The sequence below is a fragment of the Mesorhizobium sp. M0217 genome, assembly GCF_040321955.1.
Classification (GTDB): Bacteria; Pseudomonadota; Alphaproteobacteria; order Rhizobiales; family Rhizobiaceae; genus Mesorhizobium.
Genome location: NZ_JAMYSN010000012.1, coordinates 1 through 24,369 on the forward strand (window position 1 = coordinate 1; position 24,369 = coordinate 24,369).

General features: G+C 61.6%; 22 protein-coding genes and 1 pseudogene. 15 read left to right on the top strand and 8 right to left on the bottom strand.

Features of this window, described 5'->3' with window-relative positions; translation table 11 throughout:
* Positions 1–467: 467 nt before the first annotated feature.
* Positions 468–1,349 (bottom strand): substrate-binding domain-containing protein, encoded by an 882-nt coding sequence (locus NKJ18_RS19215; protein ID WP_352624698.1) that lies wholly within the window; start codon positions 1,347–1,349, stop codon positions 468–470.
* A gap of 36 nt (positions 1,350–1,385) precedes the next feature.
* Positions 1,386–1,523, bottom strand: a pseudogene (locus tag NKJ18_RS19220) (LacI family DNA-binding transcriptional regulator); the annotation flags it as partial.
* 166 nt (positions 1,524–1,689) lie between these two features.
* Between NKJ18_RS19220 and NKJ18_RS19225 the strand changes: the two are divergent.
* Positions 1,690–2,019, top strand: coding sequence for a MoaF-related domain-containing protein (locus NKJ18_RS19225; protein ID WP_023699226.1), 330 nt, complete (start codon positions 1,690–1,692; stop codon positions 2,017–2,019).
* Between the two features lie 34 nt (positions 2,020–2,053).
* Positions 2,054–2,440: a hypothetical protein gene (locus NKJ18_RS19230; RefSeq protein ID WP_023825155.1), complete on the top strand. Its 387-nt coding sequence runs from the start codon at positions 2,054–2,056 to the stop codon at positions 2,438–2,440.
* A 263-nt stretch (positions 2,441–2,703) separates the two neighbouring features.
* On the opposite strand, the gene NKJ18_RS19235 is transcribed toward NKJ18_RS19230, so the two are convergent.
* Positions 2,704–4,110, bottom strand: a complete 1,407-nt coding sequence (locus NKJ18_RS19235; protein WP_352445470.1) for an FAD-binding oxidoreductase — start codon at positions 4,108–4,110, stop codon at positions 2,704–2,706.
* 113 nt (positions 4,111–4,223) lie between these two features.
* Between NKJ18_RS19235 and NKJ18_RS19240 the strand changes: the two genes are divergently transcribed.
* The gene (locus tag NKJ18_RS19240; RefSeq protein WP_245260153.1) at positions 4,224–5,228 is read left to right on the top strand and encodes a GlxA family transcriptional regulator; all 1,005 of its coding nucleotides are present in this window, start codon (positions 4,224–4,226) and stop codon (positions 5,226–5,228) included.
* Between the two features lie 297 nt (positions 5,229–5,525).
* On the opposite strand, the gene NKJ18_RS19245 is transcribed toward NKJ18_RS19240, so the two are convergent.
* Positions 5,526–5,648 (bottom strand): hypothetical protein, encoded by a 123-nt coding sequence (locus tag NKJ18_RS19245; protein ID WP_023825152.1) that lies wholly within the window; start codon positions 5,646–5,648, stop codon positions 5,526–5,528.
* A 195-nt stretch (positions 5,649–5,843) separates the two neighbouring features.
* Complete coding sequence (locus NKJ18_RS19250; protein ID WP_023829984.1) at positions 5,844–7,316, bottom strand: winged helix-turn-helix domain-containing protein; 1,473 nt, start codon at positions 7,314–7,316, stop codon at positions 5,844–5,846.
* 1,014 nt (positions 7,317–8,330) lie between these two features.
* On the opposite strand from NKJ18_RS19250, the gene NKJ18_RS19255 reads away from it, so the two are divergent.
* Positions 8,331–8,528, top strand: a complete 198-nt coding sequence (locus NKJ18_RS19255) for an RraA family protein (protein WP_196813640.1) — start codon at positions 8,331–8,333, stop codon at positions 8,526–8,528.
* 270 nt (positions 8,529–8,798) lie between these two features.
* A complete protein-coding gene (locus tag NKJ18_RS19260; protein WP_023716187.1) occupies positions 8,799–10,571 on the top strand; it encodes an adenylate/guanylate cyclase domain-containing protein in 1,773 nt (590 codons plus the stop codon).
* A 279-nt stretch (positions 10,572–10,850) separates the two neighbouring features.
* On the opposite strand, the gene NKJ18_RS19265 is transcribed toward NKJ18_RS19260, so the two are convergent.
* On the bottom strand, positions 10,851–11,129 hold the full coding sequence (locus NKJ18_RS19265) for a YjiS-like domain-containing protein (RefSeq protein WP_023716186.1): 279 nt from the start codon (positions 11,127–11,129) through the stop codon (positions 10,851–10,853).
* 153 nt (positions 11,130–11,282) lie between these two features.
* Between NKJ18_RS19265 and NKJ18_RS19270 the strand changes: the two genes are divergently transcribed.
* Positions 11,283–11,990, top strand: a complete 708-nt coding sequence (locus NKJ18_RS19270; RefSeq protein ID WP_023825148.1) for a winged helix-turn-helix transcriptional regulator — start codon at positions 11,283–11,285, stop codon at positions 11,988–11,990.
* 183 nt (positions 11,991–12,173) lie between these two features.
* Here the strand turns inward: NKJ18_RS19270 and NKJ18_RS19275 are convergent, their stop codons facing one another.
* Complete coding sequence (locus tag NKJ18_RS19275) at positions 12,174–13,616, bottom strand: LuxR C-terminal-related transcriptional regulator (protein ID WP_023716184.1); 1,443 nt, start codon at positions 13,614–13,616, stop codon at positions 12,174–12,176.
* Positions 13,617–13,807: 191 nt separating this feature from the next.
* Here NKJ18_RS19275 and NKJ18_RS19280 point away from each other — a divergent pair, with 191 nt between their 5' ends.
* Positions 13,808–14,182 (top strand): hypothetical protein, encoded by a 375-nt coding sequence (locus tag NKJ18_RS19280; RefSeq protein ID WP_155923349.1) that lies wholly within the window; start codon positions 13,808–13,810, stop codon positions 14,180–14,182.
* Positions 14,183–14,642: 460 nt separating this feature from the next.
* Here the strand turns inward: NKJ18_RS19280 and NKJ18_RS19285 are convergent, their stop codons facing one another.
* The gene (locus NKJ18_RS19285; protein WP_023816749.1) at positions 14,643–15,314 is read right to left on the bottom strand and encodes a GntR family transcriptional regulator; all 672 of its coding nucleotides are present in this window, start codon (positions 15,312–15,314) and stop codon (positions 14,643–14,645) included.
* A 133-nt stretch (positions 15,315–15,447) separates the two neighbouring features.
* Between NKJ18_RS19285 and NKJ18_RS19290 the strand changes: the two genes are divergently transcribed.
* Genes NKJ18_RS19290 through NKJ18_RS19325 form a run of 8 tightly spaced genes read left to right on the top strand, consistent with a single transcriptional unit; the run spans position 15,448 to position 24,201 of the window.
* Positions 15,448–16,035, top strand: coding sequence for an amino acid synthesis family protein (locus NKJ18_RS19290; protein WP_023716181.1), 588 nt, complete (start codon positions 15,448–15,450; stop codon positions 16,033–16,035).
* Positions 16,028–17,827, top strand: coding sequence for an alpha/beta fold hydrolase (locus NKJ18_RS19295; RefSeq protein ID WP_023716180.1), 1,800 nt, complete (start codon positions 16,028–16,030; stop codon positions 17,825–17,827). The genes NKJ18_RS19290 and NKJ18_RS19295 overlap by 8 nt, the downstream gene beginning before the upstream one ends.
* Positions 17,824–18,861, top strand: coding sequence for an LLM class flavin-dependent oxidoreductase (locus NKJ18_RS19300; protein WP_023697483.1), 1,038 nt, complete (start codon positions 17,824–17,826; stop codon positions 18,859–18,861). The genes NKJ18_RS19295 and NKJ18_RS19300 overlap by 4 nt, the downstream gene beginning before the upstream one ends.
* 10 nt (positions 18,862–18,871) lie before the next feature.
* Complete coding sequence (locus tag NKJ18_RS19305) at positions 18,872–20,341, top strand: aldehyde dehydrogenase (protein ID WP_023825145.1); 1,470 nt, start codon at positions 18,872–18,874, stop codon at positions 20,339–20,341.
* A 60-nt stretch (positions 20,342–20,401) separates the two neighbouring features.
* The gene (locus NKJ18_RS19310; protein WP_023816752.1) at positions 20,402–21,406 is read left to right on the top strand and encodes an ABC transporter substrate-binding protein; all 1,005 of its coding nucleotides are present in this window, start codon (positions 20,402–20,404) and stop codon (positions 21,404–21,406) included.
* A gap of 59 nt (positions 21,407–21,465) precedes the next feature.
* On the top strand, positions 21,466–22,326 hold the full coding sequence (locus NKJ18_RS19315) for an ABC transporter permease (protein WP_023825144.1): 861 nt from the start codon (positions 21,466–21,468) through the stop codon (positions 22,324–22,326).
* A 1-nt stretch (position 22,327) separates the two neighbouring features.
* The gene (locus NKJ18_RS19320) at positions 22,328–23,128 is read left to right on the top strand and encodes an ABC transporter permease (protein ID WP_352759246.1); all 801 of its coding nucleotides are present in this window, start codon (positions 22,328–22,330) and stop codon (positions 23,126–23,128) included.
* Positions 23,125–24,201, top strand: a complete 1,077-nt coding sequence (locus NKJ18_RS19325) for an ABC transporter ATP-binding protein (RefSeq protein ID WP_023825142.1) — start codon at positions 23,125–23,127, stop codon at positions 24,199–24,201. The genes NKJ18_RS19320 and NKJ18_RS19325 overlap by 4 nt, the downstream gene beginning before the upstream one ends.
* The last annotated feature ends 168 nt before the right edge of the window (positions 24,202–24,369 follow it).

A 24,369-nucleotide genomic window follows, 5' to 3' on the forward strand; every position in this document is an offset into this window, starting at 1 on the left:
TTCAGTCGTTCGAGCGTGCCGACCTCATCCTCGCCCATGAGCGTGCTGTAGCCGACCACGTCGGCAGCAAGGATCGCGGTAAGCCTTCGCTCCATGTGCGGTTGTCCTGCCTCCCTAGGTCAAAGCTTCGCTGAGCGTATTCGACTGGCGTTTCGAATGCGAGCATGCTTGGCCTACTGGACAGCGATAATGCAACCACGTCGTTTTGAAGACATTGCCCTCATGGCTTAGCCTTGTGCGAAACCGGATGTTGCCGCATGGCTGATGTGGGTCGAGATCGGCCTCTGTCGTTCTTAACTGGCCACAAGCGGACTTACTGGTCCCGGCCCCAAGGCTGCCGGTCAGCAATGCGCCTGATCTCGGCCGTTGCAGCCACCTTTGATACCTTCTGAAAGCAGACGTTGACGGCGACCACGCTGGAGTTCGCAGTGCGCACTGTGCGTCACGACTAGTATGAGGTGACCGGCCTAACCGCGTGGTCGGGCGGTCGAGCCGCGGACCAAGAGTTCGACCGGTATGATCACCTGGCTCGGGGCGCCGTTTGCAAACACCGTCGTGGCGGCAAGTCTCCCCTTCCCGACAATGTCTTGAGCCACTGTCGTGAGCGGGGGCGTGGTGCGCGAAGACTCCGCAGTGCCATCGAAGCCGACGACAGACATGTGTTCGGGTATCTTGATATTGCGCCGACGCGCTTCGTCCAGGACGGTGATTGCCTGCCAGTCCGACATAGTCAAGATCGCCGTTGCTTGCGGAGCCCGGTCGAATACGACCGCTCCGGCCGAAGGCTCACCTGGGGTCGTCTCGATGATCGGGACATTGTCGATTGACAGACCGAGCTCAGCCAAACCCTGGGCGAAGCCGAAAAGTCTCTCCTGATCGAGTTGAAAACCGGCAGAGATAGCGCGCGGGGAATTGCCAGGCAAATGGACGATGGGTGACCCCGATGTGCGCCGAATGGAAAGGATTGCAAAACGCCGATGTCCAAGAGCAGCCAGATGCCTGATGGCCGCCAGCGCCCCGCTCCTGCCGTCTATCCGGATAGAATTGACGTCCGGACCGGCATCGCTCTCGAGGATGACGAAGGGCAGCCGCCGGCGCCGTAAAGACGCGATCAACTCGATGTCCGCGCTGTGGCCCAGAATGAAGCCGTCCACCAAGGCCTCTCGAATGGTGGAAGTGCGTGTCTCGTCCGTACCATTGACCAAACTCAATGTCGCTCCAGCCTCGTCACAAGCAAGCGAAACGCCAAGCACCAGCTCGCGCAGATATGGGCTCCTGATCATATCGGCAATGGCGTATGCGCCCGGGGGGATCAGGCCTATGGCGTTGAACTTGCCGTCGCGCAGCACGCGTCCCCTCGGGTCGGGGCCATCATAACCAAGCTGACGCGCCGCGGCCTCGACGCGCTGGCGCAGATCGGATCGCACCAGATCCGGATGGTTGAATACGTTGGAGACGGTGCCGCGGGAGACTCCAGCGAGCCGGCCGACATCGGCGAGCGTAGGCATTTTAGAAGCGTTCATTTCCCTCAATTAGACAATTTCTTGGAGCGCTCCAAGTTTTTTCTTGACGCTAGGTCCAAAATGTTGGAACTTGCACTTGGAGCGCTCCAAAAATTGAAAGTAGCAGTTCGGCATCTGTCCCGAGCATCGGCCGAGCTGATTTCGAAAATCATCAAGGAGGATTAGGATGGCTACGACCAATGGTGCTCCGACCTCGCTCGTCGGAAAGACTTTTGATTGCTCATTCGGACAGTTCGTACCGAGGTTGACGGTCCTGTCGCCGACCGAATTGCGGGTGCAGGCGACGATCGGCGCTACCGAGATCGACGAGGTGGTTCAGAGCAATCTGACCGGCGTTCGACCCGGACTTTTCATCATGAGTTGGACCGAGCAAGGCGGCAACTTCGTCGTGCAGGTTCAAGATCACGAGAACCAGATCGTTCATAACTATGCGCGACTGGCGGACGGGCAGCAGTTCTGCGCCCAAGGCACAATTCAACCAGTGACGACGGCGTGAGGGCCGCCTGTCTATCTGAGAGGAGAATTACGCCATGACTACCAAGGTGATCGACCATACCGATCCTACGCAGTGGGATCCAAAGCTTGACGCCGTTATCGCGGCTCCCGGAAACCATAAGGTGTTGTTTGAGAATGACCGGCTACGTGTGCTTGAGGTAATCCTCAAGCCCGACGAGGAAGAGCCGACACATCACCACCGCTGGCCTTCAGTATTCGTGTTCGATGAGGTGGAAGGCCCTATCCACGACTTCGCGCCGGATGGAACCATGATGCCGCCCAATCGAGATGTCATCCAGGCGGTTCAGGCATGGGACGGTCAAGGCTGTCTCGTGGTGCATATGGCCGCCCAACCAGCGGGTCGCGTGCTCAACGCTTCGAGCAAGACCCTGCATGGTATCCGTGTCGAGATGAAGTCATAAAGCAGACGTGATCCTGGCCACCGGAACTCGCGCACGCTGAACGTCCACTTCTGACGGATTGAAGCCTTAAAGCTGCCAGTTGGCTTGCGGTCCCCAAGGTTGCCCGACAGCTTTGCGCTTCATCTCAGCCGTTGCGGACAGATTTGCCACTGATTGAAAGCGGGCATCGCGGCGACCACGCTGGTCGTCGCTCGCGACTCAGCGCGATCAAAGCTCCCACGGCGAGACGAGGGTCGCACCGTACACCCGATTTTGATTGTGCGTCAGCGCATTGGCAGGATGTTCTGGTTGAGGCGGAACAGATTGTCCGGATCGTATCTGTGCTTGATCTTGGCGAGCCGCGCGTAAGCCTCAGCGCCGAAGGCGTGGCGGACGAGATCCGATCCTTCGCCATGGCCGGGGAAGTTCAGATAGAGGCGGCCGGTCGAGTAGCGCTGCATGTCCTGCCAGAAGCTGCGTACCCAGCCGATGTTCGCATCGTCCTCGTTAGCGCCTGGCCAGATGGCGTCGAGGCTGAGCATGAAGGGCATGGAGCGGTCGCCGAAGGCAGTCTCATCGGCTGCAACGCGCTGGACGAAACCGCCGAACTTCCAGATCGAGGCGAAGGTCATTTCGGAGGGGCGCTTCGCCATCCAAGCAGTGGTCTCCCCGACGACCTCGTCGTCGAGGCGCGAGAGGTAAGTGGATTTCCAGTAGCAGCGGTCGCGGCCTTTCGGGAACAGCCCGTCATAGAGCGACTGGATGGTGCGATATGGCATGCGGCCGCTGAAATCGACGAGCGGTTCCCCAAAACTGCGCAACGGCGCCACGACCCGTTCGCCCTCGTCGGCCGGTCCGTCATAGACATGCGCGAGCGCCAGGACGCGCCGGCCCCTTGCATGCTCGGGAATCGAGGGGTCGTCGGGCAGGGTGGAGAACTCGGCCAGGCCGCTCAGGCGGTCGGGTGCGGTCTGCATGAAGTCGCGCCAGAGCGGAATGATCTCGTTGGCGCGCTCCTCGGGATAGGCCGGACCGCATAACATCAGCTCCGGTTCGATCGGGTGCAGCTTGAACTCGAAGCTCGTCACCACGCCGAAATTGCCGCCGCCGCCGCGTAGCGCCCAGAAGAGATCCGGGTTCTGCGTCGCGTCGGCATGGATGAGCCGGCCATCGGCGGTCACCAGATCGGCGGCCAGAAGATTATCGACGCTGAGGCCGTGGCTGCCGCGCAGCCAGCCGATGCCACCGGAAAGCGTCAGGCCGGCAACGCCCGTCGCCGAGATGAGACCGCCCGGCGTGGCGCGGCCAAACGGGGTGGTGGCCGCATCGACATCGGCCCAGGTCGCGCCGCCCTCGACGAGGGCACGGTCGAGGCCGGACGCGACCCGCACGCCCTTCATCAGCGACATGTCGATCATCAGGCCGCCTTCGCAGACGGCGTAGCCTGCAACATTGTGGCCACCCGAGCGGATCGCGATCGCTAACCGATGCTCGCGCCCGAAATTCACCGACGCCACGACATCGGCAGCACTCCGGCAGCGCGCGATGAGCGCGGGACGGCGGTCGATCATGCCGTTCCAAACGACCCGCGTCGCGTCATAGGACAGGTTCGACGGCTCCAGCACCTCGCCGCACAAGATGGAACGGAAGCTATCGATGCTCGATTGTGCAAGGGTAGCGGTGGCGGCCATGTAGCGGTCTCCTCGTTTGACACACGCTAGCGCGGCGCGGGCACGGCCGCTAAAGTCGAAAATGCTGGAAGGCGGTCATTTCTGCCATGGTTGAACAGGCGAGACCATTGAATGTGGCGATCCTTGCCGCTCCGGAGGCTACCGCCTCCACGATCTACGGCATGTTCGACTTGTTTTCCTCGCCCGGCAGGGATTTCCTGTTCATCACCAGCGGAGCCGCGGGCACGCCACGCATGCGGCCCTATGTGGTTGCCGGGGACGGCAGCCCGTTTCGCGCGGCAAACGGCATCTGGGTGCGCCCAGATCACAGCCTTGCCGATTGCCCGCCACCCGACATCGTCTGTATTCCAGATTTCTTCGTCAATCCGGGCGAAAGCGTTGCCGGGCAGTATGACGCCGAAGCCGCGTGGCTGAAGCGAGCGCATGACGACGGCGCCATGCTGGCCAGCGCATGTTCGGGCGCGGTGCTGCTCGGTGAGGCCGGGCTGCTCGACAATCGCGAGGCCACCATTCACTGGGGCTATGTCGAGACGCTCACGAACAACTATCCCGGCGTGAAGGTGAAGCCGGGCCAGTCGCTCGTGCTGAGCGGCGAGGCCCAGCGCATCGTCATGGCCGGGGGCGGCTCAAGCTGGCAGGATCTCGCCCTCTATCTGATCGCGCGCTTCGTCAGCCTCAGGGAGGCGATGGAGGTCGCCAAGGTCTACATGCTGCAGTGGCACGACATGGGCCAGCAGCCCTTCGCAGCGCTGATGCGCTTTCGCCAGACCGACGACGCGGTGATCAACCGCTGCCAGAAATGGGCCGAACGCAACTACCGGACCCCTTCGCCCGTCACCGCCATGACCAAGCTGTCAGGCCTGTCCGAGCGCTCCTTCGTGCGCCGCTTCGCAAGGGCCACGGACATGAAGACAATCGACTACATCCACGCGCTCCGGCTCGAAGCGGCCAAGGAACTGCTGGAGACCGGCGACCTGGCGGTCGAGGGGGTGGCCAATGAAGTCGGCTACGAGGATGCGAGTTTTTTCGGGCGTCTCTTCCGCCGCAAGGTCGGGCTGACGCCGGCGCAATATCGCATTCGTTTCAGTGCTCTCCGGCGAGTTCTGAGCCGCGGTTGAATCTCAACCGTCGAGGCGCGATGCCATATTCCGCTATGCGCCGCAATTCGGCCATTGGGCCGAGCTCTGCCGCCGATTGAAGCGGACTCTGGTGGCTGGTTGCGCGTAGGCAGGGGTGCCACGTTAGAGCAAACCCAAGTGTAGGGCCGGAGGGGATCGTGGCGCGCCCAGAACGAAAGCTTGTGGCGGTTTTGGCAGCAGAAATGACCGAAGCGCCCTAAGATTGCGGCAATCCTGGTGGCGGACATCGTCGGGTTCAGCCGTCTGGGGCGAAACGACCAGGATTGTAGGCCCCCTTCACGCACACTTCTTGCGCTCAGCCACCTCGACGCTAAGGCGGAAAGCCTGGCCATCCGCATAGGAGCGTGCGTAGCTTTCTGCCTCGAAAGCGAAGGTCAGCGTGTTGCTATAGGCCGGCACGCGGACGGTCCAATTTCTTGTAGCGGATGATTTCGAAAGCATGCTCGGGCGATTCCATAGTTCCTCCCGCGATCACCGACGAGAGCTCTCAGATAGCGTCGCAAAAACCTTTGAATGCAAACCATCCGACACATCGGTGTCGTAATGTTTCAACGTTGCCCAAAGCTCCGCCAGTCCGGCCGGTAACCAAACAGTTCAGGCGGCGCTCCACATCATCAGCGCTTTCGCGACTCCGTCGAGAAGATGGTCAGCGTCAGATTCATGCTCGTAAAGCATGCTGGCCCGGATCGACTCCAGTGGAGTGTAGGATGGCGCGATACGCTTGAGTTCCGAAACGAGCCGCGATACCGCGTCCTGGTTGCCCAACTTCGCCTGTGCCGCCGCCAGCCATGTGAGCCTTACGGCCGAAGTCATGGGCAACATCGACCAACTGACAACGGCTCCCTTGTAGTCTCCCGCCGCGTATTGGGCGAATGCACGGTCGGAATGATACCAGTCTGGATGTATCGGATTGATCTGAACCGCCTTGTCGATCCAGGTCAGGGCTTCGAAAGGCTTGCCCCTGATGGCAAGCAGATAGCCGATCTGCGCGATCGTGTCCGCATCGAAGGGATTGAGGTCATAGGATCTTCGAAAGTGCCGCTCGGCGGCATCGTATGTGCGCGTGCACAGCAGTGCTTGGGCAAGAATCCGATGGCAGCGAGGCTCCTCTGGTGCGAGTCCTACCGCGAAGCGGGCTTGCTCTACTATGTCGGCCAGCACCTCCGGAGGAGCCATTCCATAATCGCCGATAATCAGGTCGGCAAATGCAAGGTATGAGCGCGCGAGCGCATAATGCGTATCCTTGGTGACGGCCGCAGCAAAGTAGTTCCGTGCTGCCTGATTATCGTCGGCGCCGTAGCCACGCAAATGCACCAGCCCCTTGAGAAGAAGCTCATAGGCCGCCAGGCTTGCTGGAGGCTTTGGACGGGCGCGCGTCAAGCCCGCATCGTCGAGCCGTGCGACAAGACGGTTCGTCACACGCAGCGCGATCTCTTCCTGCATGTCAAAAACAGCTGAGCCCGATGCTGTGAACTTCTCGCCCCACAAGACCGCGCCGTTTGCCGCTTCGATGAGGTTGATCGCCACCCGTACGGTGCCGTCGCGAAGGCCCATGCGTCCCCGAACCAGGAAGGTTGCCCCGAGTCTCCTGCCGACCTCGGTCCAGTTGCCGGGGTCCTCCGACGCAAAGGAAAAGCTTGAGTTGCGCGCCAGGACAACAGCAGTGCGAAATCGCGCCAGAGCGTTGACAATGTCCTCGGCAAAACCATCGACCAGAGGCGTGTCGGTCGCATCGCCTTCATTAGTGAAGCGCAGCACCGCTACAGAAGGCAGGTCGGACGGCGGCCTCGCCGGCGCGCCAAGCGGTGAAAGGAGGTAGCCGCGGCCTGAGACGGTGCGAATTATACTTTGTGAGTCATCGCGCAGCGCCTTGCGCAACTCGCGCACGCCTTGGGTGAGCGAGTCTTCGGTTACAAACAGCCCAGGCCAGACGGACTCCATCAGCTCCGACTTGCTGACGACGTGCCCTGTTTTTCCAACGAGATGGCTCAGGAGTGCAAATGTCTTGGGACGAAGTTTGACGGGATGACCCTGGCGCAACAGCAAGCCGCGCGAAGTGTCAAACACGCACTCGCCGATTGCTATGCTCCCTGATTCTGTATGCGACATTCAGAAGCGCTCTGCCAAACCGAGCCGGGCTCGTCGACATACAGGGGCCATCCGCGCTTACGGTCAAGACCTTTGCCGCAGCCGCAGGTTCTGCTCCCTCAGGCACGGGTTCATGGCGAGCCAGGGCGCCCAACTCTAGAAGTTCGAAGAAGGTGCCGGGCATTGGCGCGCAGGCCAAGCTGTTGACCCCACTGAAGTACAACTCGTAAAGCTCTTGCCGTATGCGGAGCCTTTCGACGTCGTTTTCCATGATGGCCACTCCCTAGATTGTAGGGATCATGGCGCATGTGGAGCGGTGCGTACCGGCGAAATTCTGAAACTTTTCTGAAACCTGGTCGCTGGAGTACAGATCGGCCGGCGCCGAGAAGCCAATGACTGGCTCGCCGGCGGCTATCGCGAAATGCGATCACGCGAATCGGGCGAACTATTCCTCGTCTTCCACTCTCGGCGAGGCGCCTTGGGTCGCTGCCTCGATGCGATCGACGACGCGCAGCTCTTTACGATGGCGAGGAATTCAGCTGCCAGGTGCTTGAACTTCACCTCGCCCCCAGAGCGAAGATCCTCGCCTTCGATATCTCTCAAGGGCATGGAAGTTGCGGCAGCGCCTTTGAGGAACCGCAAATATCCCGCTGCAGCTCGTCTTTCGTTCGTTCAGGGTGTGAGGCCGCCACATGATTGAAGACCCACCGCTGCTCACCATCAAAAGCCGTTTCGAACGGCCTGCGGCAGAGATCATCAGTGCCTTTTCCGGCTTGCCCGTGAGCCTAGTCCTAGACGCCATGGGCGGGCGAGGGGCGTTGCACCAGGGATTAAGGCACTCTCGCCAGGTACTGCGATACTGGCCGATATCATCGTTGCGGCCACCGACAGCTTTGCTGGTGCGGCGGTCACTGAGGATCTCGTCCTTGGCATGGTGCGAAACAAGGGGTGCGCCGGCCTCGTGCGCGATGTTGTCGGGATCGAGGCGGGCGGGTGCCGGTTTACTGTGCCGGGATCGTCGCGAACTCGCCGGCGCGCAATGGTCCAGGCACGGCCGGGTTCCCGGTGGTACTGGGAGGAATGACCATCTCGCGGGGAGACATACTGGTCGGCGACCGCGATGGTATCGCCGTGGTGCCTCGCCTCGAGGCTGAAACGGTGCTGGCGCGGCTCACCGTATCAGGGCGGTGAGAAAACTCTTGATGGCCTGGTGCGGCAAGGTCTCGCCCGATTTCGCCGAGGTCATCATCAAGTCTGACAGGACGCGCTTCGTTGACTGAAAATTTTCAACGGCACCTAAGGTCCGCCTCGCCAACAGATCGTGGTTGCCGTAATTCACTTCCAATCAGATCCCGCGCTGCTTTGTTTGAGGCTATCTCGGAATTCACCTATCGAACGTCGCCTTCGAAAACGGGATTTTGTAATCTGTGCTATGCCACTTAGTCGACAGGAGTGGGCAAAGTGAGCCAGACGCGGAAACTTGCGGCGATCCTGGTCGCCGACGTGGTCGGATACAGCCGGTTGGCGGGGTCGGACGAAGATCAAACGCTGGCGCGGCTACGGGCGCTCCGGAGCGATCTCATCAATCCGACCATCGCTGTCCACAATGGGCGCGTTGTGAAGCTTATGGGTGACGGCACCCTCGTAGAGTTCCGGAGCGTTGTTGACGCCGTACGCTGTGCAATCGAAATGCAGAACGGCATGATTGAGCGCAACGCTGGCTTACCGCCCGGGCGACGCATTGAATTTCGCGTCGGCATTCATCTCTGCGATGTTGTCGAGGAGAGCGACGGCGATCTGATGGGAGATGGTGTCAATATTGCCTCCCGTCTAGAAAGCATCGCTGAGCCGAACGGCATCTGTTTATCGGCCGCCGCTTACGAACAGGTGCGCGACAAACTGAAGGAAGAATTTGTCGATCTGGGCGAGAAAGAGCTCAAAAATATCGCACGCCCGGTGCGCACCTATCGCCTATGTATGCGCGACACGGTCCCAAAAACCGATCTGGCTGCGACTGCCGGGTCCTCCGAACAGCTGGCGCTGCCCGACAACCCTTCGATTGCTGTCTTGCCATTCCAGAACATGGGCGGCGACCCCGAACAGGAATACTTCGCCGACGGCCTTGCCGAAGACATTATTACTCGGCTGTCGCGTCTTCGTTGGCTCTTCGTGTCCGCCCGGAACTCTTTGTTCACCTACAAGGGAAAAGCGGTCGACTTAAAACAAGTCGGTCGAGAGCTTGGTGTGCGGTATGTGCTGGACGGAAGTGTAAGGCGCTCAGGTCATCGACTCCGGATAAGCGCGCAAGTCAGTGACACATCGACCGGGGTACAAGTGTGGGCTGAACGATACGATGTGGAATTGTCGGAATTCTTCGCGCTTCAGGATCAGATTGCCGAAAGTGTCATCGCTACGATCGAGCCGCGGCTCTACACGGCGGAACAGCAACGCTTTCAGAGCAGGTCCCCCACCAATCTTGACGCTTGGGGATTCGTCATGAAGGCGATGCCATATGTCTGGACCTGGAGTTCGGCTACGGAAATCGAGATTGCACAGGGATTTCTGAAGCAGGCTACGGACCTCGATCCTGACTATCCCCGCGCCAACAGCCTGTTGGCGTGGGCTCACGCGGCCCGCGTTTTGTCAGGATGGGCCAACGCAGCAGACATTCTGCCCACCTCTCGCGCCCTCGCGCAGCGGGCAATCCAAGGCGACCCCGAGGACCCGTGGACGCATTTAGCGGCAGGGTTTGTCCACATGATTTCGCGCGGCTTCGACTCTGCTGTGAGAGAACTAAATGAAGCGATCGAGCTAAACCCGAGCTTCGCCTTTGCGCATTCGATCCTGGGCTCAACTTACGGATATGGGGGCATGCCCGCCGAGGGGCTCGACCATCTTGAAATCGCGGGTAGGCTAAGTCCTCGCGATCACACATATGCTGCGAATTTCTCCATCCTTGGCTTATGTCATTTCATGGCTGGACGATATGCAGACGCGGTCGAATGCGAATGTCGCGCGGTTGAACTCCGGCCCCATTTTGGGTCTGCATGGCGGACGTACGCGGCGGCCGCTGGGATGGCCGGTGAAATGGACATCGCGGTTCATGCGCTTTCGCAGGCCAAGCGCCTTCAACCGTCCCTATCCCTTCAATGGGTAGACAAGTTTCATCCGATCGTTCACGACAAGCACCGGGCTCTCTATGTAGAGGGGCTGCGAATTGCCGGGCTTCGATAGTTGCGGATCGTGCCGTGCTCGTAGCTCGCTATCGGACCTACTATACCGCACGAGCGTGCGCTCAGCGCCTCAACTCGGTTGTTAAAGCTTCGGTGGGTTTCTTCCAACAGCAGACGTTCCTCACGATGAATCCGAAGAGCCGGCCGACCACTTGGAAGTATGCATTCGAATCGCTTCGGCGCGCTAGATCTCTGAAACCAAGGCGCTACTGGGGATCCCTGAGTTCGGCTGATCAATTGCCGCCGTCAAAACGGCTTCCGCTCCCGGGGCTCTCCCTTCTCACCAATTTCCCGTGCGGTTCTGCGCTGCACTCTGGAGCGCGCGAGAGGCGGACCTATCGAAGCTGTCGGCGCAGGCTGCTTCGACGTCCGCTTCGGTCAAGCCAACGTCCCGCAGAAGGAAGTTGGACAGGTGACCGAGCCCGCGCTCTATGTTGCGGCGGGTCCTCCACTCACGGACAAGGGCCAGCAGGCGTTCGAGCGGAGGGTCAAGAAAAGTGCCCGGCAAGCGCCGTGCGGTCTGGCCTATTGTCGTTTGCGTCATGTTACGCCAAGTCATGGTGAACCTCCGTTGATCGGGAATGCGAATGGCGATCACGTGACGGCAGAAGGCGAGAAGGCGCCAGGGCAGCTTCGGAAGCGTTCCGCTTCAGATTGTGAACTGGCCTCAGACCTCCGAAAGGCCTAACCTGCGGCAAAGGAGCGGTCAGCCATGACGCGACGGCCTTACGGACTGGTCTGCCCGATCTCGCACGCCTGCGAGTTCCTGGAGCCACGCTGGACAATTCAAATCCTGACCGAGCTCTGGAACGGCTCGACCCGCTTTAATGACATTCGCAAGGGGGTGGGCAACGTCTCGTCCGCCCTCTTGTCGAGGCGGCTCAAGGAAATGGAAGCGTTGGGCCTGGTCGAGCGCGTCGAGGACGAGGCGACGGGCACCATCAGCTATTTCCGTACCGAAAAGTCGATAAGGCTCGAGCCGGCGATGAACGCGCTGGCGGAATGGGCGCAATGCAACATCGAGGCGGAGATCGCGCTCGCCGACGTGGATGTTTCGACCCTCATGTGGGCCGTGCGGCGAAAGATTGACCTCGCTGAACTGCCGCGGCGGCGCGCCGTCATCCGCTTCCATTTCCGCGACGATCCCCCACCGAGGTGTCCCCATTACTGGTTTGTGGTCGAGCCAGGCTCAGACTTGCCCGAGCTATGCGCGCTCGACCCCGGCCGGGACGTCGATCTTTACGTCGAGACCGGCGTTGTTTCGCTGGGAGCCATCCTGGAGGGCCGCTCCAGCATCGAGCGTGAGAAAGAGAGGGGCGGCCTTTTCCTCATCGGCGACCCCGGCCTCGCGCGAAGCATGGACCGTTGGCTTCGAATCTCGGTCTACGCGGCGCTTGAGGGAATCGTCCAGCTTCCTTGAAAGCCATGTTTGGAGTGCAGCCTTATGCAACCCGCCCAGGACGACAAAGCCATTTGGCTGGCCTCAAAAGCTATGGTGCAATCGTCCGTTGTTGATTGCTGCTCACTGAAAGCCGCCGGTCCGCATTCGGCCCCAATGCTGCCCGAGGAGCAATGCGCCTCTGAGGTGACCAGAGTGAAGAAGCTAGGCCAAACCCGCACGACGGGCGCCTTCTCTGATTGCAGCAATGGCGACAGGATTGGTAACCGGATAGGTTCTGATGAACACCTCAGCCGTGAAATTCGGGAACTCGTCCTTCAGTCGCGAATTGATCCTGGCGACCTGAGGAGTTTCATTGAGCATCGCATGAGCCATTGCCAGAAACAGAAGGGTGGCGGGCGAATCTGGCGCAGATTGACGTAGCGCGACCAGTGATTCACGGTAAAAGCCAAGAACGTAGCTGCATCGAGCGAGCATTCCATGATACCAGGGAACATAAGGATTTAGCCGGACCGCTCGCTTGGCCAGTTCGTAGCCACGCTTCGGGTCGCTGCCAACAAGAGCAAGGCTACCCGCAAGAAAGGCAAGTGAGTCCGCGTCATTTGGAGCAGCCACCAACACTCGGTCATGTTCTTCGACAGCAGCTTCGACATCGCCCTGCAATGCCCGAAGATCGGCAAGCATTATGCGGGCGTAAATGTCGGACGGATCGAGCGCCAGCGCTTGCTTGACACATTGGCTCCAGCTCTCGATCGAGCCGGAAAGGTTGTCGGTAAACCCGTTGATAGCTTCCACAGCATGCGCAAGTGCCAGCGCGGTCCAAGCTCTTGCTAGACCCGGGTCGAGTTCGATCGCACGCGCCAGTAGCCGTATCGCCTCCTTGTTCGACTCACGGGTGAAAAGGTGCTTCTGCTCAAGCCCAAGCAGATAGCAGTCATAGGCCTGCAAACTTGCTGGAGCCTTCCGACGAGCCGCATCGCGTCGCAGATTGGCGAGCTGACCGTGGCAAGTTGCAAGGACATTGATGACGTTTTCGGTCACGCTGTCCAGCATCGCAAACAGGTTGTTCGCGGAACGATCGTAACGCATCGTCCAGACATCGACCCCTGTGTGGGCGTCGACGAGTTGGACGCGGATGCGCACCCGCTGCCCGTCCACTTGAAAACTTCCCTCGATCACATAGTCGGCATTCAACTCTCGTCCGAGAGCTCGCACGTCAACATGCCGTCCCTTGTAGGAAAGCATTGTTTGGCGGGCGATCACCGCAAGGTCCCGGTAGCGAGAGAGATCAACTATGAGGTCCGCCGACAAACCATCAGCGATACGAGTCCAGCGTTCTTCTCCGCTTAAATTGTCGAACGGGAGAACTGCGAGGACCGGCGGACCCGGCTCATCGGTCGAAAGACTTCCGGGTGGTGCATGGCTGCGGTCCTGCTGGCGGTGATCGGCAAGTAACCCAGCAAGCGCCACTTTACTACGAACATCGAGCTTCCGATAAATGGCCGAAAGATGGGTCCGAACGGTGGTAGGCGCTATGAAAAGTGTTTCGCCGATTTCGCGATACGTCATTCCCTCCGCAAACTTTGCCGCGACCATCAACTCCCGATCCGATAAGCCGGCGAGAGGATTGCCTACGGCGCGAAGCATCGTTCCATTTTCCTTGCTGCCGACCTGCGGCCAGAACCCGATGGCCTTACATCAGGATGAAATACTACAGATGTGATATCGAAAACACTGCATTTGCACGATTCCATGCGACGGGTCAGCATCCTAGTCTCTGCAGATCGGCAGGGCAGGTTGCTTGGCAGGCCTGGTCGATTCAGAACACGGAGGGCTCCATGACAAAGTTGTCTGTCTTGACCGTAATACTGGTGCTTTTGGTGTCGGTGGGGCCATGCTTGTCCGAAGGTACCCAAACCAACAGCAAACTGACTTCCGAAGAAGCGGTGAAAGCTGCCAGCTCTGAACTGTATTCCGACATTCTCGTGCGAGCATGCAGGAACGGATGGCGGTATCCGCGCAGCTACATCGAAAATGGATTCAGGCGCCACCTGGCGGAGCTGAAACTGCAGCTTGTCGATCAGGGTTACAGTTTCGTACCCAACATGACCGCGAATGATCTGCCCGTCCCAGGACCGATATCTGAGACCAAACGCCGTCTGGTTGGCTCGCGCCAATTCAGCTGTTCCCACCCATACTGGCGCGATGAATGACTCCACGCGACGGTGTGCAATCTGACAGCCTGATTTCCGGCGGTTCTCCCTAGGTTGGAAGGAGGCGTTGACGAATGGCAGGTTGTTATTCGAGGAGGAGTGACACTCCTCCTGGAGCTGTAAACAACGTCATGGAATGACCGCTCTTCGGCTGCGTGGCTCCACAAGCTGCCGATCCGCTACCGGCCCTGTTCCAGCCGTCAAGGTGCCGGCCGGTAAGAGCGCCCGCTAAACTTGGTCGTCAAAGCAGCGTATTCGTCAGTTGACAAGGCAAACTTCGCTCGATGACCGTGAACTCGAACGGCAGCTTACCGACGAGCGCTTCCTAGAAGCAGACCGTCCGGATACGGCTCCGAAGCTGCCGGACCGCTTTGCGGGTCATCTCAGTCGTTCGTTGCCGGGAAGCAGACATTTTCTGCAAGGCGCTTCGAAGGGTTGGATAGGCTAGGCTCACGCGGACCTAGACCAGGCGAAGTTTATCTCGAGCGATCTGCCACGCCGATTCGACATGTCGCCGTGCCGCCGCTTCCGCTTCATCGGGCTTGCGCGCCCTTATCGCATCCATGATCTCATTCATCTCGGTGATCGCCGCTTCGCGCCGGTTGGTCGAGACGATGGTCATCGAACGAAGCTGGTTGATGCGGACATTCAGCCCGGAGACGATTTCCCAGGCGACACGCTTGTCGGCGGCCTCGAACAGCGCCTCGTAGAATTTGGTCGTCGCCCGCATCACCGCAGGCGGCGTCGCCGACGCCCACGCATCGAACAAATCCGCCAGCGCCCCTTCGAGCCTTGCCAACTGCTCGCCGGTGGCCGACAGGGCACAGGCTCGGGCCGCGATGCCTTCAAGCAGAGCCCGAAGTTCGTAGATCTCGTCGGTACGGCCGAGGTCCGGCCTGGCGACGGCCGGCCCATGCCCAGGGATCATCTGCACGAGCCCCTCTGCCTCCAGCTGCCGCAGAACCTCACGCACGACGGAACGGCTGACGCCGAGCTGGTCGCAAAGCGGCCGTTCGACGAGCCTTTCGCCAGGCTGGAAATGGAAATCCATGATCGCTTCGCGCATGCGCTCCAGCGCCAGCGTCCTCAAGGTCTTGGCGCTGCGGTCGATGCGAAGCGTGTCGTCTGGCATGTATGCCTCCTGCGCCCTACCAAAACAGATTCGACGCCCGGTTGACAAGGTACTCGGCGCTCCATAGCATGGTATACCATAAGATGACAGCGGGATTGGACGTCCCGAGGTATCACCTACCCGAGGAAATCCAATGCAGACCGCCATCCGTAAGATCGTGACTTATACCGAGAACACGCTGATCGAAGGCGGCAAGGCCACCCCCCGGCCGCTGCGCCTTATCGGCGTCGCCGCGGTGCTGACCAATCCCTGGGCCGGTCGCGGCTTCACCGACGATCTGTCGCCCCAAATCCGAGCCTGTGCGCCGGTGCTGGGGGAGATCCTGACCCGCGAGATCGTTGCCGTCGCCGGTTCCGGCGAGGCTATCGAGGGCTATGGCAAGGCCGCCATCTGCGGTACGTCGGGCGAGATCGAGCATGCGTCGGCGCTGATCCACACACTCCATTTCGGCAATCATTATCGGCGTGCCGTCGGCGCCAAGACCTATCTTGCCTTCACCAATCTGCGCGGCGGGCCAAACACGCCGATCATGATCCCGCTAATGGATAAGAATGACGAGGGACGGCGCTCGCATTACCTGACCGTGCATTTCCAGATCGGCGATGCGCCGGCGCCGGACGAACTGGTGGTCGCGCTTGGCGCTTCGATCGGCGGTCGCCCGCATCACCGCATCGGCGACCGCTATCAGGACCTCAAGGAGCTTGGGGACGTGCATGGCTGATGCTTCCGCATGGGCTCGACAGGGCACGGCGCCCGACGGCACCGGCTTCATCCGGGCCGGTGTCGGTGCCCCAGTGCTGTTCATCCATGGTGTCGGCATGAACGCTGCGATCTGGCAGCCGCAGCTCGAGCGCATGGCTGGCCGCTTCGACGCGATCGCCATCGACATGCTCGGCCATGGTCAGTCGCCGCTGCCACCGCAAGATCCGGAACTGGCCGATTATGCCGATCAAGCCATTCGCCTCCTCGACCATCTCGGCCTCGACAAGGTATCCGTCGTCGGCCACTCGATGGGTGCACTCGTTGCTCAGGAACTCGCGCTGCGCGCACCGGAGCGCGTCCGCCGCATCGTTTCACTGAATGCCGTGTTCCGGCGTACACCTGAACTGGCCGAAGCCGTTCGCCAGCGCGCGGTGGCGCTCAACGGCCGCAGCGATACGGCCGGCACGGCACGGACCATCGCCCGCTGGTTCGGCGATCCGGTGCCGGTCGAGTTGGAAGCGGCAGCGCAGAAGACGGCATCCGCACTGAGCGCGGTCGACCCGGAAGGCTATGCCCGCACCTATCGCCTGTTCACTCGTGCCGACGGCGATCATGCTGATCGCCTGCCGACGCTGGCCGTGCCGGCCCTGTTCATGACCGGCTCCGAGGACAGGAACTCTTCACCGGCAATGTCAGCCGCGATGGCACGCCTGGCGCCGCATGGCCGCTGCACGGTACTGCCGGGTGAGAAGCACATGATGGCGGTCGCGGCACCGGACCTCACCACGCGCTGCATCGTTGACTTCCTCACCGAGGACGAAGCGACCGAACAAGACGGCCCTGCGCAAGCGAATACCGGGTTCGACAGCGGCGAATTCCGCCGTGCGCTTGGCTCCTTCCTCACCGGCGTCACCATCGTCACCACGATCGGCCCCGAAGGCGAGCCGCGCGGCTTCACCGCCAACTCCTTCACCTCGGTCTCGCTCGATCCGCCGCTGGTGCTGGTCTGCATCGCACACAAGGCGCTTGGCCATCCCGTCTTCGCGACATCGAAGAGCTTCGCCATCAACGTTCTCAACGAGGGTCAAAAGGCAGCGTCCGGCATCTTCGCCTCGAAAGTGGCCGACAAGTTCGCCGCCGTTGCCTGGCGGCCGGGACGGACCGGCAGCCCTGTGCTGGACGGCTCCGTCGCGTCCTTCGACTGTGACATGGAGCGACTGGTCGAGGCCGGCGATCATTCGATCCTCATTGGGCGCGTCCGCGATTTCCAGCACAATTCCTCGCAGCCGCTCGGCTATTGCCGCGGCGCCTATGTCGCACCCGGCCTCAGCCAGGACGCGCTCGCCGCAACCCAACCCGGCACCGATGTTGGCGCCATCCTCGAAAATGGCGGCCGGATCCTGTTCGTGGAAACCGCGGACGGTTTTGAACTGCCGCGTGGCCGGGGATTGGGCTCGGCGGGCGATGGCAATAGCCTCCGAGGGTTGCTTGTGGCAAAGGCCATTGAGGCTCAGCTCGGCTTCCTTTTCGCCGTCTGGGACGATGCCGGAACTGTTTCACGCACGCATGTCTACTATCGTGGCACGTTCGACGTGCCCGCTTCCAGCGATCGCGGCATCCGGCTGATCGAGATCGACGCGATCGAAGGATTGAAGATCGCCGATCCGGCCATCCGCTCGATGCTCGCGCGCTATGTCAGGGAATGCTCGGTGGATGCATTCGGTGTCTATGTCGGCAACAATGTCGAAGGCGAGGTCCGGCCGCTCGCCAGCGCCGGCGCTTCCGCCGTCAATACAGGTGACCAGCGATGAAATTCTCGCTCTTCGTGCACATGGAACGATCGGACCTGGCCAAGCCGCATTCCGAGCTTGTGACCGAGCTAGAAGAACTGGTCCTGCTGGCCGAGCAGGCAGGGTTCGAGACCGCCTGGATCGGCGAGCATCACGGCATGGAATTCACCATCTCGCCGAACCCCTTCATCAACATCGCCTATCTCGCCGCCAAGACCAGCCGCATCCGCCTCGGTACCGGAACCGTGATCGCGCCCTTCTGGCACCCGATCAAGCTTGCCGGCGAAGCCGCGATGGCCGACGTAATCAGCGGCGGCCGGCTCGACATCGGCATCGCGCGCGGCGCCTACAGCTATGAATATCAGCGCATCTTTCCAGGCCTCGACGCCTGGGGGGCCGGCCAGCGCATGCGCGAGATCATACCGGCGATCCGCGGCCTCTGGGACGGCGACTTCGAACTCTCCGGCGAGTTCTGGCAATTCCCGGCCACCACCTCCTCGCCCAAGCCGCTGCAGAAACCCTACCCGCCGATCTGGGTGGCGGCCCGCGACCCGAATTCGCATGATTTCGCCGTCGCCAATGGCTGCAAGGTCCAGGTGACGCCGCTGGCTTCCGGCGATCACGAGGTGACCAGCCTGATGCAGCGCTTTAACGGCGCCTGCACCGCGCATCCCGAGATCGAAAGACCGGAAATCATGCTTTTGATGCACACCTTCGTCGCCGAAGACGCGACCGATGCCGATCGCCTCACCCAGGACCTGTCGACTTTCTACTGCCAGTTCGGCGCCTGGTTCCAGAACAAGAAGCCGGTGCATCAAGGCATATTGGAGCCGCTGACGGCGGATGAGATCGCCGCCATGCCGCAATACGCGCCGGACAAGATCAGGCAGAACCTGGTAATTGGCGAGGCTGATGAGGTCATCGCCCGGCTGAAGGCTTATGAGGCGCTCGGCTACGACCAGTATTCGATCTGGATCGACAGCGGCCTTTCGCACCAGCGCAAGATGAAATCGCTGCAATTGTTCATCGACCGGGTGATGCCGGCCTTCCTCTGATCGCGAGCCCATGACCGACGCTGTTTTCAGGAACTTCATCGACGGCCGCTTCGACGAGCCGTCCGCCACGTTCGACAGCGTCGACCCATCGGCCGGGACGGCCTGGGCCAGGATGCCGGCGGCGAGCGAAGCCGATGTCGACCGTGCCGTCGGGGCGGCGCACCGCGCACTGCGCTCAGACCTATGGCGAAGGATGACTGCGACAGCGCGTGGAAAACTGCTGGTCAAGCTCGGCGACCTCGTCGCCGCCAATGTCGGGCGCCTTGCAGAACTCGAGACGCGCGACACCGGCAAGATCATCCGCGAAACCCGCGCCCAGATCGCCTATGTCGGCGACTACTACCGCTATTATGGCGGGCTTGCCGACAAGCATGAAGGCACGCATGTGCCTGTTGACAAGGCGGATCTCGACGTCACCATACGCAGCGAACCGATCGGCGTCGTTGCCGCGGTGGTGCCGTGGAATTCGCAGCTCTTCCTCTCGGCCGTCAAGCTCGGCCCGGCGCTCGCCGCCGGCTGCACCATCGTGCTCAAGGCCTCCGAAGATGGGCCGGCGCCGCTGCTTGCCTTTGCCGAATTGGTTCATGAGGCCGGCTTTCCAGCCGGTGTCGTCAACATCCTCACCGGCTTTGGCCATGATTGCGGCCGGCGCCTGACCAGCCATCCGCTGGTTTCGCGCGTCGCCTTCACCGGCGGTCCGTCGACGGCGCGCGCCGTCGTCAGGAACACGGCGGAAAACCTTGCCTACACCACGCTCGAACTCGGTGGCAAAAGCCCGGTCGTCGTCTTTGCCGACGCCGACCTCGACAGTGCCGCCAATGCGGTGGTCGCCGGCATTTTCGCGGCGACCGGCCAGAGCTGCGTCGCCGGCTCGCGGCTGCTGGTTGAACGTTCGGTGAAGGATGAATTCCTCGCTCGCCTGAAGCGCAAGGCCGAGGCGATTCGCATCGGCGATCCGCAGGATCCGGCGACCGAAATGGGTCCGCTCGCCACGCTGCGGCAGCGCGACTGGATCGAGAAGGTTGTCGCGGAAAGCCTCACCGCGGGCGGCATGCTGGTCACCGGTGGAACACGGCCAGTCGGCAGCGGCTTCTACTACGCACCGACCATCATCGATGCCGGCGGCAGCGACCTGCCCTGCGTGCGGGAGGAATTGTTCGGACCGGTGCTCAGCGTGCTTGCCTTCGACAGCGAAGCGCAGGCGCTGGCACTCGCCAATGACACTCCGTTCGGCCTGGCTTCCGGCGTGTTCACCAGCAATCTCGGCAAGGCGCATCGCATGGCGCGCGACATCCATGCCGGCGTTGTCTGGGTCAACACCTATCGCGCCGTATCGCCGCTCGTTCCGTTCGGCGGCTACGGTCTGTCGGGCCTCGGCCGCGAAGGCGGTCTCGACGCCATCAGAGACTACACGCGCTCGAAATCCGTATGGATCAACACCTCGGACGAGCCGATCCCCGATCCCTTCGTCATGCGCTGAGTTGCGCAGGACGCAGGTGCACTGAGAAAAACAAGAACAGACCAACAGAGGAGAATGACAATGAAATTGATTTTGACCGGCCTGCTGGCCGGACTGCTCGCGGCGACAGCCGCCAAGGCCGATGAGATGGCGTTCACCAGCTGGGGCGGCACCACGCAGGAGGCGCAGACCAAGTCCTGGGCCGCCCCCTTCGAGGCCAGCTCCAGCATCAAGGTTTTGCAGGATGGACCGACCGACTACGGCAAGCTCAAGGCCATGGTCGACGCCGGCAACGTCACCTGGGATGTCGTCGACGTGGAGATGGATTTCGCCATCAAGGCCGCCAAGGACGGACTGCTCGAGCCGATCGACTATGCGGTCGTGCCCAAGACCGATCTCGACCCGCGCTTCAGCAATGAGCATGCCGTCGGCAGCTTCTACTATTCCTTCGTGCTCGCCTGGAACAAGGGCGCGGTCGCGAGCGAACCGGCCGGCTGGGCCGACATGTTCGACACCAAGAAGTTTCCCGGCAAGCGGACCTTCTACAAATGGTCGGCGCCGGGCGTGATCGAGATCGCTCTGCTGGCCGACGGCGTGCCGGCGGACAAGCTCTATCCGCTCGACCTCGACCGTGCCTTCAAGAAGCTCGACACCATCAAGTCCGACATCGTCTGGTGGGGCGGCGGCGCCGAGTCGCAGCAGTTGATCGCCTCGGGCGAGGCCGCCTTCGGGCAATTGTGGAACGGGCGCGTCTTCGCCCTTCAGCAGGACGGCACCGATGTCGGCGTCTCCTGGAACCAGAACCTCACCGCCGCCGACGTGCTCGTCGTGCCGAAGGGTACCAAGAACAAGGCCAGCGCGATGAAGTTCCTTGCCGCCGCCACCAGCCCGACCGGCCAAGCGAAATTCGCCGAAGCAAGCGGCTATGCGCCCATCAACACCAAGGCCAAGGCGGAGATGCCGGCCGATTCCGTCAAGGCCCTGCCAGATGCCCATGTCGAGGGCCAGATCAACCTGGACATGAACTACTGGGCCGAGCATCGCGACGAGATCGCGACGCGCTGGTATGCCTGGCAGACCAAGTAACGCCGTTGCAGACCGACGGGGCGCGGCTTGCGCGCCCCGTTTCGAGACAGGACCGCTCGATGCAAGGAAATTCTCCTAGACGCGGCTCGATCGTCGGCCTGCCGACCGGCAGTGGCAGCGCCTTGCCGGCCCTGCTCCTGGTCGGGCTGTTCTTTATCGTGCCGGTGGTCGCCCTGCTGCTGCGCAGCGTCACCGATCCCGAACCGGGCTTACAGAACTACGCGGCGCTGTTCGGCAGCGGCACCTATGTGCGGGTGTTCCTCAACACCTTCCTGGTTGCATCGGTCGTAACCGCCGTCACCATCCTGGTGGCGTTCCCCGTCGCCTGGATGCTGGCGATCATGCCGCCCGCCCTGGGCTCGATCGTCTTCGGCATCATCATCCTGTCTATGTGGACGAACCTTCTTACCCGCACCTATGCGTGGATGGTGCTGCTGCAGCGCACCGGTGTCATTAACCGGGCACTGATGGGCCTGGGCATCATTCACGAACCGCTGCCGCTCATCAACAATCTGGCCGGCGTCACCATCGGCATGGTCTACATCATGCTGCCCTTCATGATCCTGCCGCTGGTCGGCACACTGAGGTCGATAGACCCGATGACGCTGCGCGCGGCAGCCCTTTGCGGCGCAAGCGCGTTCGAGGCCTTCCGCCGCATCATGTTGCCGCTGTCGCTTCCCGGCGTCGCTGCTGGCGGCCTGATGGTCTTCGTCATGTCGCTTGGCTACTTCGTCACCCCGGCCCTGCTCGGTGGCACATCGAACATGATGCTGGCCGAGATGATCGCCCAGACGGTGCAGTCGCTGCTCAACTGGGGGCTCGGCAGTGCGGCCGCCTTTGTCCTGCTTGCCGTCACCATGGCGCTCTACGCGATCCAGTTTCGCCTGGTTGGGGCCAGGCGCGCCGGGGGAGGGACCTGACATGCTGCTCGACTATGAACGGCTCGGATGGCTGCGGATGGTGCTTGGCGGCTTCACGGCGGCCGTCACGGCTTTCCTGCTGCTGCCGGTGGTCGTCATCGTGCTCCTGTCATTCGGCTCGTCGCGCTGGCTGGCCTTTCCGCCACCCGGCTGGACGCTGAAATGGTATCAGCAATTACTGGGCGACCCGACCTGGATCGATGCCGCTCTGACCAGTGCCCGAATTGCCGCCATGGCCGCTATCCTCGCCGTCATCATCGGCCTGTTCGCCTCCTTCAGCCTGGTCAGGGGTGAGTTTCGCGGACGCCAGGTCCTGCGCGGCTTGCTGTTGACGCCGATGGTGCTGCCGGTGGTCGTTTTCGCCATCGCCATCTACGCCTTCTTCCTGCGCATCGGCCTTGCCGGCACCACGGTCGGCTTCGTCATCGCCCACACCATCTTGGCGCTGCCTTTCGCCATCATTCCGATCACGGCCGCGCTCGAGGGTTTTGACAAATCCATCGAGGACGCGGCCATCGTCTGCGGCGCCAGCCCGCTGCAGGCGAGGCTTAGGATCACCTTGCCGTCGATCAGGATCGGCATCTTCTCGGCGGCGATCTTCTCTTTCCTGGCCTCATGGGACGAGGTCGTGGTGGCGATCTTCATGGCGAGCCCGAGCTTGCAAACCTTGCCGGTGAAAATCTGGGGCAGCCTGCGCGCCGACCTCAGCCCGGTCGTCGCCGCCGCCTCCAGCCTGCTTGTCGGCTTGACCTTGTGCCTGATGATCGTGACCGCACTCCTTCGCAGAAAATTGTCCAGATGATCCCTCCCTTCCTGTCCATACGCGCAGTAAGAAAGACGTTCGGTGCCTTCGTCGCCGTCCACGACGTCACCATCGATGTGCCCAAGGGCGAGTTCCTGACGTTCCTCGGCCCGTCGGGCTCCGGCAAGTCGACCACGCTGTACGCCATCGCCGGTTTCCAGGATCCGAGCTCGGGCGATGTGCTCCTGGAGGACAGATCGCTGCTTTCGGTGCCGTCGCACAAGCGCAACATCGGCATGGTGTTCCAGCGCTACACCCTTTTTCCGCATCTGAGCGTCGCCGAGAACGTCGCCTTTCCGCTGCGCGTGCGCCGCCGGCCCGACGGTGAGGTCAAGCGCAAGGTTGCCGACATGCTGGCGCTGGTGCGCCTCGAAAACTTCGCCGACCGCCATCCGGGCGCGCTGTCTGGCGGCCAGCAGCAGCGCGTGGCGCTTGCACGCGCGCTGGCCTACGACCCACCGATCCTCTTGATGGACGAACCGCTGTCGGCACTCGACAAGAAGTTGCGCCAGGAGATCCAGGCCGAGATCCGCCGCATCCACCGCGAGACAGGCGTCACGATCCTCTATGTCACGCATGACCAGGAGGAGGCGCTGCATCTTTCGGATCGCATCGCTCTGTTCAGGGAAGGCCGTATCGAACAGATCGGCACCGGTGAGGATCTTTACCTCCGGCCGGCGAGCGAGTTTGTCGCCGGCTTCATCGGCAACTCGAATTTCCTGCCGGCCGAGCATCTGCTAACCGCAGGTGGCGCGTCGACGGTCCGCCTGGCCGACGGCTCGATCGTGACCGGCGTAAAGACGACAACATCCTTTGGTCAAGGTCAAAAGGTGCGCCTGATGGTACGCCCCGAAGCCTTCCGCCTGACGCCCGGGCCAGCGAGCGCAGCACTCGGCGTCGAGATCGTCGATACCGCCTTCTTCGGCGACCGCCGGCGCATCGTGGCGCGCACGGCGGCCGGAGAAGATATCGACGTCAGGCCAACCTCCGATGCAGAGGAAGCGGACAGCGCCATCGCACCGGGTCAACGCATTTTCTTCGATCCTGCCTCGGCATTCCTGTTCCCTGGCTAGGGCTTGGATTGCGCCCTGTCAGGTCGATTCCATTGCGGCATGAAAGTCCGCTTGTGAAAATTCGTGCTTAGAAGCTGACAGTCCCCTTTCGGCCCCTTTTCAGTCGTTCAATGTCACCTGTGCGGATGGCCGCACCTAGTGCAAAAAGCAAGCGGGACGTCGGCGATG

Coding starts and splice junctions, on each gene's coding strand:
- NKJ18_RS19225 (WP_023699226.1), top strand. CDS start 1,690: ATGGCTACGACCAATGGTGCTCCGACCTCGCTCGTCGGAAAGACTTTT.
- NKJ18_RS19230 (WP_023825155.1), top strand. CDS start 2,054: ATGACTACCAAGGTGATCGACCATACCGATCCTACGCAGTGGGATCCA.
- NKJ18_RS19235 (WP_352445470.1), bottom strand. CDS start 4,110: ATGGCCGCCACCGCTACCCTTGCACAATCGAGCATCGATAGCTTCCGT.
- NKJ18_RS19265 (WP_023716186.1), bottom strand. CDS start 11,129: ATGACTTGGCGTAACATGACGCAAACGACAATAGGCCAGACCGCACGG.
- NKJ18_RS19270 (WP_023825148.1), top strand. CDS start 11,283: ATGACGCGACGGCCTTACGGACTGGTCTGCCCGATCTCGCACGCCTGC.
- NKJ18_RS19275 (WP_023716184.1), bottom strand. CDS start 13,616: ATGCTTCGCGCCGTAGGCAATCCTCTCGCCGGCTTATCGGATCGGGAG.
- NKJ18_RS19280 (WP_155923349.1), top strand. CDS start 13,808: ATGACAAAGTTGTCTGTCTTGACCGTAATACTGGTGCTTTTGGTGTCG.
- NKJ18_RS19285 (WP_023816749.1), bottom strand. CDS start 15,314: ATGCCAGACGACACGCTTCGCATCGACCGCAGCGCCAAGACCTTGAGG.
- NKJ18_RS19290 (WP_023716181.1), top strand. CDS start 15,448: ATGCAGACCGCCATCCGTAAGATCGTGACTTATACCGAGAACACGCTG.
- NKJ18_RS19295 (WP_023716180.1), top strand. CDS start 16,028: ATGGCTGATGCTTCCGCATGGGCTCGACAGGGCACGGCGCCCGACGGC.
- NKJ18_RS19300 (WP_023697483.1), top strand. CDS start 17,824: ATGAAATTCTCGCTCTTCGTGCACATGGAACGATCGGACCTGGCCAAG.
- NKJ18_RS19305 (WP_023825145.1), top strand. CDS start 18,872: ATGACCGACGCTGTTTTCAGGAACTTCATCGACGGCCGCTTCGACGAG.
- NKJ18_RS19310 (WP_023816752.1), top strand. CDS start 20,402: ATGAAATTGATTTTGACCGGCCTGCTGGCCGGACTGCTCGCGGCGACA.
- NKJ18_RS19315 (WP_023825144.1), top strand. CDS start 21,466: ATGCAAGGAAATTCTCCTAGACGCGGCTCGATCGTCGGCCTGCCGACC.
- NKJ18_RS19320 (WP_352759246.1), top strand. CDS start 22,328: ATGCTGCTCGACTATGAACGGCTCGGATGGCTGCGGATGGTGCTTGGC.
- NKJ18_RS19325 (WP_023825142.1), top strand. CDS start 23,125: ATGATCCCTCCCTTCCTGTCCATACGCGCAGTAAGAAAGACGTTCGGT.